This is a genomic window from Lyngbya sp. CCAP 1446/10 (assembly GCF_026130175.1).
In the GTDB taxonomy this organism is placed as follows: Bacteria; Cyanobacteriota; Cyanobacteriia; order Cyanobacteriales; family Microcoleaceae; genus Microcoleus.
The window spans coordinates 69224-84231 of sequence record NZ_JAIGNI010000157.1 but is presented as its reverse complement, the minus strand read 5'-3'; the positions used below and the strand labels follow the sequence as shown (position 1 = coordinate 84231).

Sequence of the window (15008 nt, the reverse complement as noted above, 5' to 3'; positions counted from 1 at the left end):
CCACCGCCACCCCCCCCACCGCCACCACCACCGCCACCACCACCGCCACCGCCCCCGCCACCGCCACCACTACTTGGATCTACATAATGAGTCACAACTATTTTTTCATCATGATAACCGCAATTATTACAGTGATGGATAACTTGATTCCTCCCTTTAATCTTTGGGGTAGCTGTAGAGATTACTGTTCTATTGGTGTATAGCGTGAACTTTTTGCATCGAAAACAAAATGTTATAAGATAGGCGTAAATACTTACTAAGACAAAGTAAAGCAGACATATCGGAAATATGAATACTGCTAGGGGAAAGAGAATCATTAATAAGGAGCTCATTAGGGAAAAGAAAAATCCTACTCCCGAAAAAAATACAGATTGATTGCCACTTTGTTGCCAACGAGGTTGAGGCACATTCAGAATTTGCTGGGGAAATGCAATCTGCACTTCTAATTCTTGTTCCGGTAGCACAGGCTGACTTGCCACAAATTCAAAAGTTTTAGCATCTACTTTGCGAGGAATGGCTGGCGTACCAAAATTTGTAAATGAGAGAACTTTACCTGACAAAGATTCTGGTAATTGCACCCTTACCTTTGCAGCATTAATCGGGGCTTTGCGATCTGCTGCAATGGCTTTCCAATAAACTTGAGTATTCTCGCCATCTAGCTGCAATCCACCTACTACGCGATATTTGATCACAAAAGTATGTGATTCTGGCGCTTTTAATTGATGTTGCCAACGAATCCAAAGCTGATTATTTTCAATTCCAGTTGTACTGGCAATGGTTTGATTATTTTCGGCAACGGTGACATCTTTGATTTCATCGACTTTATCTAAAGGAATGTAGCGATATCGTTCAGTGTTGTAGTCTGCTGTGAATACATATTTTTGGGTTTCGGTGACTAACATATCTCCGTTGGTCTGAACGTCGATTAGGACGTTGATATTCTCCCAGTAAAATGGTAGTTCTTGGGCGGCTACATGAGTGACTGTGACCAGAAATATGGTAAATAATGTGGTGAGGAAATAAAGTATTTTTTTGAGAGGTCGTTTATTCATAATATAATTCCTACTGAGTAGCTATTGATTGCTATTATTCAATAGGTTTCTAGTAAGGTCAATTCATAAAGTTCATTAATTTAGTTCATAAAAGTCATATTATGGTTTTGTCACAAAGATGAGACGTACGGTTGAAACCGCGTCTACACAAACGATGTCCGAGATGATACGGCGGTTGAAACCGCGTCTACACAAACAATGTCCGAGATGAGACGGCGGTTGAAACCGCGTTTATACAAACAATGTCCGAGATGATACGGCGGTTGAAACCGCGTCTACACAAACAATGTCCGAGATGATACGGCGGTTGAAACCGCGTCTACACAAACAATGTCCGAGATGATACGGCGGTTGAAACCGCGTTTACACAAACAATGTCCGAGATGATACGGCGGTTGAAACCGCGTCTACACAAACAATGTCCGCCTCCGTGGACTAAAGACAATAAGATGGTTTTAACCGCCGATTCTTTAACCTGCGGAGGCAGGTTTTGTCTGTGTAGACGCGGTTTCAACCGCCGATTCTTCTTTCAACCGCCGATTCTGTATAGACGCGGTTTTAACCGCCGATTCTGTATAAACCTGCTTTCAACCGCCCGGTATCCTGACAATACTTAACAGGGTTAAAACTGTGCAGCCAAACACGGCTTCAAATGTATATCTGCGCGAGGGTTTGTAAGGGTAGGAATTCCAAACGCGGAGTTCTCCGTTGAAGCCGCGCGAGGCTAAAGTCAGGGAAACTTGACGGTAGTTTTCTAAAGTTCGCAGCAGCAATTGACCGATTAAAATGCCTAAGCTGTGCATTCCCCGCTTCCAAGTGCGGTAGCCGCAGCGGGAGTTTTGGGCTGTCCAAAGTTCATCGGCGATCGCCAATAAGCTAAAAATAAAGCGGTACATTAGTAATAGCAGTTCTGTGACTAACTCTGGACAGCGTAATTGTCTCAGAATCTGCAATATTTCGGTAAATGGTACTGTCAACAGGATGAAGTACATACAGCTTGTGGATGCGAAGGCGCGGGCAAACAGCAAGCTCACTTGGTATATTCCAGTGCGACTCACATAGATATAAAAAGTGCCGATGCTAATTCCCCAACCTTGCCAAATATCCCACTGAATTTCCGGGATGCGATCGCCCGCAACGGCACCCATCGCCAAAGCAGGCAAACTTGTCAGCAAAAACACCAGCGGTACAGACAGCAACCGCAGATAGAGTTTCGCCGGAATTCCGGCATAAACGACGATCCAGATTGTCAACCACAGGGCGATCGACAACTGCACCGCTGCATGGGAAACTAGAGACAGGATTAAAAGGGCGATCGCAAATGATAGTTTGTGAGAGGGCGGCAAACCGCGCAAGCGATTTGTATAAGCCAGACTATCAATTTGATGGTTCATTCCAAGGTTTTGCGATCGGAATTCTGCTGAGATTGCGATCGGCCTTTATACAACCCAATCACGTAGCCAATTACGCCAGCCCCCATCGCCGCTTGAGACGCAAACAGCAAACTTTCAATTTCGCCGCTCGCCGGTTCAAAGAAGTGATTGAACCAAGGTTCATACCCCGGTTGAATTTCGCTAATTGCTTTTTCAGCTTGGCCATCAGCGCCGCCGTATTCACCCCGCACAAATACCAGAGGAATAACAGCAAGAACAACCACAGCGCCAACCAATAACCAATTTTGTCGCGCGGTAGCTTGCTGATTTTTTGTAGGTTTTTGATTCACGACTTTATGACTCCTGTCTCAATAATTTCAAAGTTTCCAACTCTGGCTTTCCGTAGGAATGCAGCCAATTCCAGACTAATACAGTCAGCAATCCCTCACTAATCGCCAGGGGTACTTGAGTAATAGCAAAGATGCTAGCAAACTTAATAAACGAAGCCATAAAACCGCCGCTTGCTGCGGGAAAAGCCAATGCTAATTGAATCGAAGTCATCACATAAGTCAGCAAATCTGCCAAAGCCGAAGCACAAAATATTGCCGCCCGCTGACTACCAGTTCGCAACAGCAAATGATAGACAAAATACGCAGCAAAAGGGCCAACAATCGCCATCGAAAACATATTTGCTCCCAGGGTTGTCAAGCCGCCGTGGGCCAACAAAACCGCTTGAAAAAGCAGCACTAAAGCGCCGAGTACAGCCATCACCGAAGGGCCGAACAAAATCGCACCCAAACCAGTACCCGTCGGGTGAGAACAACTGCCCGTTACCGAAGGAATTTTTAAAGCAGAAAGCACAAAAGTAAACGCACCCGCCAAAGCTAACAGCAGTTTAAGTTCCGGGTGTTCTTTTGTAATGCGGGCGATCGATCGCAAACCAACTAGAAAAAAAGGTAACGCCACTATCCACCAAAACGCCGCCCATTGCACCGGCAAAAAACCTTCCGAAATGTGCATAGCTGCGGCGGGGGTTGCCGAACCGAGGACAATATAACAACTTAAGCCAGCCATCAATCCCAGGCTGACTAATTTCCGATTTCTGGCCTTCACGCTGAACCTCGCAGATGAAACTATGTAAACAAACACATCGGCGGGCATCCTGACTTAGAAAGCGACATGGCTTTCATTACAGTTGCGGGACAGCGCCGGACTTACACCGAACTTTCCCCGTTTCCTCTAATGGCTGCTCCCCATTAGAACCGAATGATTAGCTTAGTATAGGCGATCGGGCAACTCTCAGCCGATCTTTACAAAAATTATTTCAAATTAAGTGGCTTAGATTGTGTCCGACAGCTTCAAGTGTCCGAAGAGACAAACAATAAAAATGCCACCGAACACGATTTGATCTATCTTCTTCTTTTTGATTCTCTTCCTTCGCGTCTTCGCGGTTCGTTAAAATCTCAACCAAATTCCCAAAAAACACCAAACAAGTGAATGCTATAATATTAGTGAGTTTCGAGAAAAGCCGCCATGTTAGATTACAACTTTCCGAAGCACTGGCCCTCAGCCGACGAACTACCAGACTCAGATGAAACACCAGTGGATAACGAACTGCAAGAATTAATCCCAGGATTGCTAAAAGCAATATTGCTCATACTTTGGGGGGAACGCATGGACTGGTTTTTTGGTATAGATATGGGTCTTTACCATCACCCCGAAAAACCTCCGATTGTGCCAGATGCCTTCTTGAGTTTAGGGGTGCAACGGTTTTATGATGAAGAATTGCGTCCAAGTTATGTGGTGTGGGAGGAAAAGGTCATGCCCAGTTTTGTACTGGAAGTTGTTTCCCCGACTCCTCGCAAGGAATACACCGCCAAGTTGGAAGAATATCAAAGGTTAGGCGTACTTTATTACGTCATTTATTCTTCCCGCCGCCGACGTAAACCCCGTTTGGAAGTATATAAGTTAGTCAATGGTTCCTATGAGTTACAGCCAGAAAATCTAGTTTGGATGCCAGAGATTGGTTTGGGAATTGGCTGTGAAAGGGGCAATTATTCTGGGGTGACAAGGGAGTGGTTGTATTGGTACGATGCTGATGGAAAACGTTATTTGACTCCTGAAGAACAGGTGAAGGAATCAGCGCAACGTCTCCAACAGGAATCGCAACGCGCACAACAGGAATCCCAACGTGCACAACAGGAATCCCAGCGCGCCGATCGCCTAGCTGAACGATTGCGAGAGTTGGGGATAGATCCTGATAATATCAACTAATTACAAAATCTCGCACTTTAGAACCCCGATTTTTTGAAGAAGTCGGGGTTTTGGTATTTTACATAAATTCCGGTTACACTCCTTATGATATAGAGTCCAAGGTAGTACCGTCTCCCTACCGTGATTAATTGTAAGGAGACGGCACTGCCGTCTCCTTCAGCTACTAATAATTCCGATGCCAACGGATTTGATACTATTTCGTCGGGCACTTCGGATGATTCCCACCCTGCAAACAAATATAAGCAATTTGACTTTGATCTAAATTCTTAGCCTCCCCAAAATTAACTCCTTGGAATCGACCCGATTTGCTACCGACAGGACTTTGAATAAACTGATCCGAAGTCGCCTTCCCCAGAAACACAGCGCTTTGAAAATTCACTCCAGCTAAATTCGCGCCCCGGAAATCAACCGAACTCACGTCCGCATTCCGCAAATTAGCATCTTGCAACCGAGCGTCTTTTAAATTCGCGTTGGCGAGTTTAGCTGAACTCAAATCAGCATTTTGTAAATTTGCACCGCTCAAATCAGCACCAGATAAATCAGCACCTTGCCATTCCGATTTAGACAAGTTTGTCAAGGACAATTGAGCGCCTTGAGCCTTCACTTTGGCTAAACGCGCGCCTTCCAAATTTGCTCCCGAAAAATTAGCGCTGCCGATATCTGCACCAGTAAAACTTGCCTCTTTTAACATTGCTTGCTGCAAGTTTGCTCCAATTAATAGAGCACTACTAAAATTAGCTCCAGTCAAACTTCCGCTTGAGAAATTAGCTTTGTTCAGGACAGCGCGCACAAAAGTAGTGCGGTTCATTACTGCACTGTTCAAAGATGCTCCGGTTAAATTTGCTCCCTCAAAATTAGCTTCGCTTAAGTCAGAAATCCAATCGTCAAATGTACCAGGTCGCCTGTCTTCGCCAGTTCCATAAAAGCGAGCTCCCTGCAAGCTGGCATTGGTTAAATTGGTTTTTCTGAGCTTAATTCCTGACAAGTCAACTTTGTCTAATACTAAAGTAAACTGACCTGGGCCCGCAGGACTTTGACTTAAATCTGTGCGGCTCAAATCCGCGCCGTTGAGCTGGCTGCTATACACTGTGAGAATTTTGCCGATCGCCCTTTGCACTGTTCTCTGACGGGTAGCCGCTAACTCACGTTCCGCAGTCTTCCCTCCGTAGCGCAGGGATTCCAGGTCATTGCTGAGAGCTTGGTTCAGCCGTTGCAAGTCAGGTAAAGCTTTCGGGCCGGTACTAACTAAAGCTTGCTGGATCGCGTCCAACATGACCTTGCTGTCTTCTTGCGCCAGCAAATCGGCTAACAGCGGTACGGCGCGGGAGTCTTCTACCGCGCCTAAAGCTAAAATTGCCGATCGCCTGCCCGATGTTCCGTTAGCCGAAGTCGGAGACAATTTATTCACTAAAGCCACAAATAATTCGTCATTCCGTTGCCGAGAATCCCGCATATTTGCTTGACTTTGAGTGTAAATCAGAGTGCCAACAAACAAACTTAAAATCAATCCCGCGCTGCCGATGGTAACTATTACTAAAGTTGTGCCTGGATGTTGGCGCATCCAATTCCACAAACTGGGATCTTCCTTCACCCCAGTTTCGGGAGTCAAAACCAAAGCTGCAATTTGGGCATCTTCCTGAGTCCATTCTTGACTTTTGACAGGATTGGCAGATTGTTCGTGCGATCGAGCATTGACAACCAAAGTATTCACAAGTCGATCGTGCCCCGACTGCCGTTTGTAGCGCAACGCAAAAGCCCCGTCTGCGAGGATTGCCAAGCCACTCAGCCCGCCTAAAATGATTAAATCAGGAAACGCGCCCGATAAGCGCCAAATGCCGTAGGCGACGCCCAGAGGCACTCCCCAGCGCCCCAAACTTTCACGAATTAGCACTCGCCGAAAACCCGGAGGAACACCCGACGCTGTGACAAGTTTGACCCCAAACCAGCGTTTCGGGAGAGTTTGACCGGTTCTGGCGAGCAAAAACAACTGCCACGCAGCTAAAACTGCCGGTGCTAGCAGTGCCCCCGACCAGAATAGATTAGTTAGGGGTGCAACTCTGGGGTTGCGATCGCGCACGGGGATAGCCAAAATACGGGCGACAGTTTCCGATGCTGCTGCTACCGAGGGATTGAGTGGCACGGTTTGAGCTTCTTTGTTAACCAATGCCCCGATACTGAAGGGAACCAGGGCGCTAGCTGCAATTAACGAAATTTCAACGGCCCAAGCGCCACACCGGCGAACCAGCAGTGGCATTTGCTGGGATTGTGTCTGCCAAGATGGATCGGGTTGATTAATATCACCGGGTGCGGTTGGGCTAGCCATATTTATAATTTCCTATTGTTAGTCGTTAGTTGGAGGAATCAGGAGCAATTGCCAATTTGTACGCTATGTAGATTAGCACTCCCAGAACGCCAAGAGTCATCAGCGCGGAAATTAGCTGTACGATGCTATTGAAGACAGTCAGGACAATTATCGCTCCGACGGCAAAGACTGCCACCTGCCCCGCTTTGGGGAGTCTTTGAAACTTGTCCAGAGATTGATTGTAGAAGGTTCCGACGGCTTGATAGCTGTCTGGATTTTGTTGGATGAGAGGCGATCGCTCTAGTTTAGCTTTTAGTGATCCGATCGCCTGCTGCCAATTGAAGTTATTTTGAGGATTCATAAAAAAAATTGGAGTTAGTTTAGCTGTACATTAATCATTTTAGGACGGTCACATTAATAAGAGTCACATTAGCGTGTTCGGAACCCCTAATTATCTTCTACTGTCAAAGAAGTAGAACCGAAGCCATTATGTTCCGATAAATTTCGGATAAATAAGGATAAAAATGAAGATATGCTATCCCTGCGATCGCCCCAGACTACGCTTTGGCTCGATCGTAACCCTAGCCTTAGCAATGATTTTAGCGGATGCCGGAGCTATTCGGAGCCAACCGCTGCAAATTGCTCCGGGATTTCCCGAACCGCTGAGAGTTTCGGGAGTCTCCGGCGGCCCGAACAATAGCGGCGACTGCGGTTTTGTAGCCCAAGGCCCAAACCACGTCATCGAAGTAACCCAGGATTTACCTTACTGGAAAATTGCAGTACAAACTGCGGGAGCTCCGACTTTGATGATTCAGGGGCCGAGGGGTCGTTTCTGCGTGCTACCGGCGAATGCTGCTGCGGGGAATGTAGAATTTTCCGGTTATGGGGACAAGGGAACTTATGTGATTTTTGTGGGCGATCGATCGCAAGCTCAACACCCTTATTCTCTCTCAATTTCCCAAAAACGAAATTAAAAATCCAACGAGATTAGGGCGTTTGCTGTTAGAAAATTGGGGATATGCGATCAATTTTGTATTTGCTCTCTAACCCATTTCCGAAACAATCGGAGAGTTTGACTCGTGCCCGCTGTTTGACTTTGTTCGCAATACTGAGAAATAGCTTCAATAATTGGCAGATTGGGAAATATCGGACTAATTTCCGATTCAACATATTTCCCATCTTCAAGCACATTAATCTGAAGCCTTTTATTTTCATAGCGCCAAATTTCCGGTACTCCCAACGCCTCATAAGCATCCAGTTGAATTTTGGAAGTTAAATCGACTTCAATTGCTAAATCCGGCGGCGGATCAATAGTTAAGTCGATGCGTTTTTTGCCAATCATTAGAGCGTAATTTTGAATATAAAAAGATTTATCCGCTTCAATTCCTTGTAACATACTTTTTTCTTTGAAAGTCGTCGAACCAAATGGTTCAAAGTCAATTTCAAGTTCTTCGATTAGTATTCTGACCATATCGCCAATGATCTCTTTATTAAATTCATGTTCTGGGAGTGGCATCCTAATCTCCAAAGTTTCTTGACTGTAAGCTATTCTAGAGCCACGGTGTTCTCCCAACTCTTCTAAAATAGCTTCAAATTCCTGCCATTTGACATCATGTAACAGTAGTCTATGTCCTGGTGGTACACTGATTTGTCTTAATTGCAGCGTTACCATTTCAACCTCCAATTTATTTAATTTTATTGTAACTCAATACGATTTAGATCAGATAAGACGGTGGTTGAAACCGCGGCTACAAAAAATTTCGTCCGAATTCAGAAGGTGTAAAGAAAACAACCTAATTCCATTCGCCCGGTTTTCTTTCTTTCTTCAACCCGCGGAGGCGGGTTTTGTCTGTGTAGGCGCGAATTCCATTCGCCCGGTTTTCTAATCTGCTATTTTTTGCTGTTTATAAATTTCCTTAAACTTGCGCTGCTGCTCGTTGTGATCTACGATAGGATCGGGATAATGAAGCAGCCGGCGTTCAATAGGCGAAATATTTCCAGTTAGCAAAAGTTTCGTATCAACTCGGCGCAATTCTGGAACCCAGTGCCGAATATATTCCCCTTCCTGGTCAAATTTCTGAGCTTGACTGGCGGGATTAAATATTCGCAAAGGTTTCGGGTCCATGCCGCTCGATGCACTCCACTGCCAGCCGCCATTATTAGCAGAAAGGTCGCCATCAATCAAATTTTGCATGAAGTATTTTTCGCCCCACTGCCAGTTAATAATTAAATCTTTCGTGAGGAAACTAGCGACTATCATACGACAGCGATTGTGCATCCAACCAGTCTGATTTAACTGCCGCATTGCCGCATCGATAATTGGATAGCCAGTTTTGCCCCTACACCAAGCTTGAAACAGCTTTTCATCGTTTTCCCAAGGAAAGTCTTTGAATGCTTTACGATACGGCCCGTCTGCTAATTCTGGGAAGTTATACATGGCGTGTTGGTAAAATTCTCGCCACGCTATTTCCTGTTGCCAAGTGCTGATGCTTGTGCAGGCTTCTTCGCTGCGGCAAGTTTCCATTACTATCTGGGTAGCTTGCCAAACAGTACGGATGCCAATTGCACCAAATTTGAGGGCGGCGCTGAGTTCGGATGTGCCACTAATTGCGGGGAAATTGCGCTGTTCTTGATATTGGTAAATTGCCCGATCGCAAAAATCTTCCAACTTGGCTCGCGCCGCATCTTCTCCGGGTTCTATTAACAGCGAATTTTCCCAAATAAATCCCAAACTAGATGGCGTTGGCAGTGTTTCAATTGCACCTGCTTGGTTAGCAATTTCTTGTTCTTCTGCGGTCAATCCAGTCATTAATTCCAGATCAGTTATCGGCAGTGTCTCTACAGGTTGGGCTTTCGGTTTGCTGTTCCATTTTTTCCAAAATGGTGTATAAACTGTGTAGGGATTCCCTGTGCCGGTGCGAATTTCGTCCGGGGCGTGCAGGAGTTGATCCCAGAAATTTTGAACTTGAATTCCGGCTTGTTCGAGGGCATTTGATACGGACTGATCGCGCTTTTTTGCATAGGGTTCTACATCCCAGTTCCAAAATACTGCTTTAGCATTAATCGCTGTTGCTAATTTCGGTATTCCTAGAATCGGGTCATCTTGAATTATCAGTAATTGGCTGCCAAATTCGACGTAACGCGAGGAGAGTTTTTGCAAGCAGCCGATCATGTAGGTGACTCTGGCTGGCGCTACATCGTCGAGATTTAGGATATTGCGATCCAGACAAAAAATCCCGACTACTTTCGGGCTTTGCTGGCGCGCTGCCGCCAATCCGATGTTGTCAGAAATACGCAAGTCGCGGCGGTGCCAAAATAAAATTAAATCAGACATTTTTTTATATTTTAGCTTTATACAGTTCCCCGTAGGGTGCGCACTGCGCACCTTACTACTATACAATAAGTAGGGTGCGCCGAAGATCACCTTACAGATAAATTATCTGCGTCTAGGACGGTCTGCTTCAAGTCAAAAATGGACGCGCCAAGAAAAAGCTAGAAATAGATTTCGCATCAATTGGTTCGCCAGCTAAGATCGCTTTTTCTAATTCTTCTGGAGTGAATAAAACTGTCTCCATGTCTTCATCATCGTCTTGCGCTGGTGGCTTTTCCAATTTGACCAAATCTTGTGCTAAAAAAGCATAAATGATTTCATCGGAATAACCGGGGGCGAGCATAAATTTGCCTAATTCCCGCCATTTTCCGGCGCGATATCCGGTTTCTTCTTCGATTTCGCGTTTGATAGTTTCGGCGGGGCTTTCGGTGCTTTCGACAGTACCTGCGGGAAATTCTAAAATCCGTCCTTTGGCTGCGAAGCGGTATTGTCGCACCAAGACGAGTTTACCTTCGGGGGTGACGGGAACTGCAAGTGCTCCGCCGGGGTGGCGAATACATTCCCAGTCGCCTTCGGAACCGTTGGGAAGGCGGAGGCTAGCTACGTCAAAGTTGAATTTACGCCCTTGGTAAAACAGGCGCTGTTTGAGGAGTTGGGGTAGTTCTTGACCGATCGACATAAGCGATAAGTGAATAATGTTTGATTGCACCGATTTAAAACATCATAGGCGATCGCAGCCCGGAATTTTGCTCAATTTCTACACTTTCATTTTTTCCACTCCTGAACAGTTTACCGTTTGCAGGAGTTGTGCGATCGCACTTTTCGTCACAGGATGCACCCAATCCGGCGCAATTTCGGCTAAAGGTACTAATACAAAAGCTCTTTCGGTCATCCGGGGATGAGGTAAAGTCAGTGTCGGAGTGTCTAGGATTAAATCATCATACAGCAGCAAATCTAGGTCGAGGGTTCTCGGCCCCCATTTTTCGCGGCGAATCCGATTAAATTTTATTTCAATTTCTAATAAAGTTGCTAGCAATTGTTCGGGTTCTAGTGCAACTTCTAGGATGGCACAGGCATTAATATAATCGGGTTGTGGCGGCCCGACGGGGGCGGTTTGATACCAACTAGAATAAGAATTTACTGTGATTTCTGGAGTATTGTTGAGAGTTGCGATCGCACTTTTGAGTGTGGCGAGGGAGTCGCCTAAGTTGCTACCGAGGGCGATCGCGCATTTTGTTAGTTTCATTGCAGGAAGAAGGAAGTTCGGCAGCGGATTTTTTAACGGATTTAACGGATTGACTTCAGGGGGAAAACCCGACTCTACAAAATATTATCAGTCCTGGACGCAGGCGCAGTCAGAAACCTGGTTTTTTTACGAAAAGACGTGTTTGCAGCCCGCAGATTCAGTAAAAACCAGGTTTCTTTAGTCTTAATGCGTCGTCAGTCCTGAGTTTTTTAATCACAGCTTAATCGGCTGTTAAATTTTGTTTATTATCATTGACAAGTATTAGCATTGAGTTTGAAAAAGAATGAGTTTGCATCGGCGCTTATGTTCAACCTTTATTTTAGCAACGGTCTTTTTGGCCGCAAGTATATCAGTATCTTTAGCAGAAACTAAGGAAAGCTATATTACCTTAGATTCGGACGGTAGTCAATCTTTTGCGAGTTTGGTGCAGCAGGCGGAAGATTTGGCCACATTGTCGATCGCCCGCGAGTTTCAAGAAAATCCAGGATTAACAGAAGTTACGGTGATAGTTACAGCCGATCGCAGCCGGCAAAGAGTTCCGGTTTTGCGATCGAGAGTATCCCGCAGCCAGTGGCAGAAAGATGCGAGTATCGAACGGTGGACGAGATATTTTGCAGATGCTAAATTGCTGCTGGGATTCATAGATCCCAATATTTCGCCCGCAAATTCCGGGCCTTCGCAAAGGATTAATGTACCAGCGCCTAGTCGATCGGCATCCCGACAAAACGATCCGGCTTTTCGAGATGATTGAGATTGTGTTTGGTCGATTACCATAATAAAAATGGTTCGTAGTGCGGACTTCAGTCCGCAATAGGTCACGGACTAAAGTCCGCACTACGAACGTTTTTATTTAACGTGTTTTTAACCAAAATATTCCCCTACTTTAATTAACCAGAAGTTTAACTATCCTTAATTTAATAGTAGTAAATTTCTATAAAGACTCGTCTGACTAGGGATGTTGGGATCAAAAGGAATTTATGTCTAAAATAACTCGCCGACAACTGCTAATTTTCTTCGGCAGCAGTGCAGCTACCACTGTGCTTGCTCCTAAGCTAACTCAAACACTTTTCGGCATCAATTCCAGCGATGCCGTTGCTATACTTCCGACATCTTTCACTCCTCTAAGACTTCCCCACCCGCTGCCAATTTATCGAGAAATGTCGAGTTTCATGCCGACTGCGCCGGGGGGAATCGGCACTGTGATGAGTGCGTCGCAAGATACGAAATTAACCAGTTACAGCGTGGTTGACGATGTGGTTGTGCCACCGGAATACGAACGTTATGTGATTCTCCGCTGGGGCGATCGCGTTTTCCCCGATTTGGCAGACTATTTCGGCTACAACAACGATTACACCGGCTTCGTAGGCCTGCGCGGCAGCAATGACGACGGCTATCTGTGGGTAAACCACGAATACGTATCTTTCCCGATGTCGAAAGTGGCGCCCGAAGCCCCGGCGGATGTGGCATCTTTTCCAGCGACCGATCGCGCCGTCATCGGTATAGACTTATCAGTAAAAAATCGCGATACCCTCGGCGAATTCCTGTACAATCTCGGTGGTTCCATCGTCCGCATCACCAAACAAGCTGATGGACGCTTTCGGGCGATCGCCCGCGACCCCCTCAACCGACGCATCCACGGACTTTCGGGCCTCGGAATCAACAGAGAACGCACCGACAAATACAAGGATGTCACCTCCTGGGGAACCAGACAAGGCGACAATAACTTCTTGCTAGGAACGGGCCCCGCAGCCACCCAAGTTTTTGCCCAAGTCAACAGCGACGGACTCGGCAACCGCATCATCGGCACAGCATACAACTGTTCCGGCGGCACAACTCCTTGGGGCACAATCCTCTCCGCCGAAGAAAATTTCCAAGGTAGCGAACTATTCTTCGTGGGAGTTCAGGAAAACATCAAACCCAACGGCGGCCAAACCGGCTATCCCAAGGGTACTACAGGCGAAGAATTCGGCTTAGTCGGTGAAAAATACGGCTGGATGGTGGAAGTCGATCCTCAAGACCCCAATTTCCGCCCCCGCAAACACACCGCTTTAGGCCGTTTCCGCCACGAAAACGTCGCTATTCGCGCCGAAGCGGGACGCAAGTTAGTAGTGTACATGGGGGACGATCGGCGCGGCGGACACACCTGGAAATTTGTCAGCAACGGCAATATCACAAATCCCGCAGATAAAACCAACAGCCGATTATTAGAAGACGGCGTTTTGTACGTCGCCCAATACAACCGCAACGGTGCGGGAAGATGGCTGCCGCTGACAATCAATTCCCAAACCAATCCGGTAAGCCCCACAAAAGTTGCCGAGGCCGAATTGGCAAGTTTTGGTAAAGCTCAAAGAGATGGAAATACTCGCTTGCCGAAACGCGCGGGAATTGCCGATCAAACCGATGACGGCGGTTCTTTTGTAGTAGATACAACGAATGAAGCAACTGCACTTTTGGGCTACAAGAATAAAACTCTTGCTAATTTCTACAGCAGCCAAGGCGCGGTTTTAGTTGATGCTTTTTTAGCTGCTAATTTGATTGGCGCTACTCCGACGGCGCGGCCGGAAGATTTGGAAATTAATCCTCTTACTAAGGAAGTTTTCATTTCCTATACTGATGGCGCACCGGGAAGCGACGGCTATCCAGATTCTCGCATTTTTACTGTTGCTAAATACACGGCAGGACTCAATAGCACTCAGCAGTCGGGAGGTATTTACAAAATAATTGAAGACAGTCCCGACGGTGCTGGTTTGACTTTCCGCTGGCAGCGTTTTGTGCAAGGTGGAGAAGCTGGTGCAGTAGATGGGGCAGGATTTGCTAGTGTTGACAATTTGGTTTTTGACCCTCAAGGCAATATTTGGGGCGTGACTGATATGTCTACGAGCACGCACAACGGTTTTGATGTTGGTGCTGCTGGGAAGCCAAATGCGATCGACCATGCGAAGACTGGAAATGTGTCAGATTTTACGGGTGTTTTCGGTAACAATTGGCTGTTTTATATTCCGACTTCCGGGCCGAATTCTGGCAGTGTAATTCCCTTTGCTCAAGGGCCGAATCGCTGCGAAATGACGGGGCCGACTTTTGTGGGAGATACGCTGATAATTTCGGTGCAGCATCCGGGGGAAGATTGTCCGATCGATGATGGTACTGTGTTGCGCCGGCAAATTGAAATGTTGGATTTAAACGGTGCTGTTTTTAATCAGACTCGGACTGTTTCTCGTGGTAGTTTGTGGCCGAGTAATATCTCGAATGATTCGCGCCGATCGCCGATGCCGTCGGTAATTGGGATTCGTCGGGTGCGAACAAATCCCACCGGCCAGTTTGTCTAGAGTTATCCGCTGCTTATTGTAGGCGAGTATCTGTAGGGACACGGCATTGCCGTGTCCTTACTTTTTCAGTTTGTTGCATCATTGATTTTAATCTTATAGCAGTT

The 15008-nt window shown here is 46.3% G+C and carries 14 protein-coding genes and 1 riboswitch; of the genes, 4 read left to right on the top strand and 10 right to left on the bottom strand.

Annotation, left to right across the window (positions count from 1 at the left end):
• The 4 genes from K4039_RS29430 to K4039_RS29415 form a co-directional block, all read right to left on the bottom strand.
• Positions 1–1052, bottom strand: a 1052-nt coding sequence (locus tag K4039_RS29430; protein ID WP_265240064.1) for a DUF2207 domain-containing protein, incomplete at its 3' end; no start/stop codon positions are given.
• Between the two features lie 587 nt (positions 1053–1639).
• Positions 1640–2446 (bottom strand): cobalt ECF transporter T component CbiQ, encoded by an 807-nt coding sequence (cbiQ, locus tag K4039_RS29425; RefSeq protein WP_265240062.1) that lies wholly within the window; start codon positions 2444–2446, stop codon positions 1640–1642.
• Entirely contained in the window at positions 2443–2775 is a 333-nt protein-coding gene (locus tag K4039_RS29420; protein ID WP_265240061.1) for an energy-coupling factor ABC transporter substrate-binding protein, read from the bottom strand. The genes cbiQ and K4039_RS29420 overlap by 4 nt, the downstream gene beginning before the upstream one ends.
• 4 nt (positions 2776–2779) lie before the next feature.
• Positions 2780–3499 (bottom strand): energy-coupling factor ABC transporter permease, encoded by a 720-nt coding sequence (locus tag K4039_RS29415; RefSeq protein ID WP_265240068.1) that lies wholly within the window; start codon positions 3497–3499, stop codon positions 2780–2782.
• Positions 3500–3559: 60 nt separating this feature from the next.
• Positions 3560–3707: riboswitch (cobalamin riboswitch) on the bottom strand.
• Between the two features lie 251 nt (positions 3708–3958).
• Between K4039_RS29415 and K4039_RS29410 the strand changes: the two genes are divergently transcribed.
• Complete coding sequence (locus K4039_RS29410) at positions 3959–4699, top strand: Uma2 family endonuclease (protein ID WP_265240060.1); 741 nt, start codon at positions 3959–3961, stop codon at positions 4697–4699.
• A 193-nt stretch (positions 4700–4892) separates the two neighbouring features.
• On the opposite strand, the gene K4039_RS29405 is transcribed toward K4039_RS29410, so the two are convergent.
• Both K4039_RS29405 and K4039_RS29400 read right to left on the bottom strand, forming a co-directional pair.
• Positions 4893–7022 carry a pentapeptide repeat-containing protein gene (locus tag K4039_RS29405; RefSeq protein WP_265240059.1) on the bottom strand — a complete coding sequence of 710 codons (2130 nt, stop codon included), beginning with the start codon at positions 7020–7022 and terminating at the stop codon, positions 4893–4895.
• 25 nt (positions 7023–7047) lie between these two features.
• On the bottom strand, positions 7048–7362 hold the full coding sequence (locus K4039_RS29400) for a hypothetical protein (protein ID WP_265240058.1): 315 nt from the start codon (positions 7360–7362) through the stop codon (positions 7048–7050).
• 163 nt (positions 7363–7525) lie between these two features.
• Here K4039_RS29400 and K4039_RS29395 point away from each other — a divergent pair, with 163 nt between their 5' ends.
• Positions 7526–7975 (top strand): hypothetical protein, encoded by a 450-nt coding sequence (locus tag K4039_RS29395; RefSeq protein ID WP_265240057.1) that lies wholly within the window; start codon positions 7526–7528, stop codon positions 7973–7975.
• 50 nt (positions 7976–8025) lie between these two features.
• Here K4039_RS29395 and K4039_RS29390 read toward each other — a convergent pair whose 3' ends face one another.
• The 4 genes from K4039_RS29390 to folK all read right to left on the bottom strand — a co-directional run bounded on the left by K4039_RS29390 (position 8026) and on the right by folK (position 11578).
• Complete coding sequence (locus K4039_RS29390; protein ID WP_265240056.1) at positions 8026–8673, bottom strand: Uma2 family endonuclease; 648 nt, start codon at positions 8671–8673, stop codon at positions 8026–8028.
• A gap of 210 nt (positions 8674–8883) precedes the next feature.
• Positions 8884–10335, bottom strand: coding sequence for an FAD-binding domain-containing protein (locus K4039_RS29385; protein WP_265240055.1), 1452 nt, complete (start codon positions 10333–10335; stop codon positions 8884–8886).
• A 127-nt stretch (positions 10336–10462) separates the two neighbouring features.
• A complete protein-coding gene (locus K4039_RS29380) occupies positions 10463–11011 on the bottom strand; it encodes an NUDIX hydrolase (RefSeq protein WP_265240054.1) in 549 nt (182 codons plus the stop codon).
• A gap of 78 nt (positions 11012–11089) precedes the next feature.
• Positions 11090–11578 carry a 2-amino-4-hydroxy-6-hydroxymethyldihydropteridine diphosphokinase gene (gene folK, locus K4039_RS29375; RefSeq protein WP_265240053.1) on the bottom strand — a complete coding sequence of 163 codons (489 nt, stop codon included), beginning with the start codon at positions 11576–11578 and terminating at the stop codon, positions 11090–11092.
• 334 nt (positions 11579–11912) lie between these two features.
• Between folK and K4039_RS29370 the strand changes: the two genes are divergently transcribed.
• Both K4039_RS29370 and K4039_RS29365 read left to right on the top strand, forming a co-directional pair.
• Complete coding sequence (locus K4039_RS29370; protein ID WP_265240052.1) at positions 11913–12329, top strand: hypothetical protein; 417 nt, start codon at positions 11913–11915, stop codon at positions 12327–12329.
• A gap of 226 nt (positions 12330–12555) precedes the next feature.
• Positions 12556–14904 (top strand): PhoX family phosphatase, encoded by a 2349-nt coding sequence (locus K4039_RS29365; protein WP_265240050.1) that lies wholly within the window; start codon positions 12556–12558, stop codon positions 14902–14904.
• Positions 14905–15008: the final 104 nt, after the last annotated feature.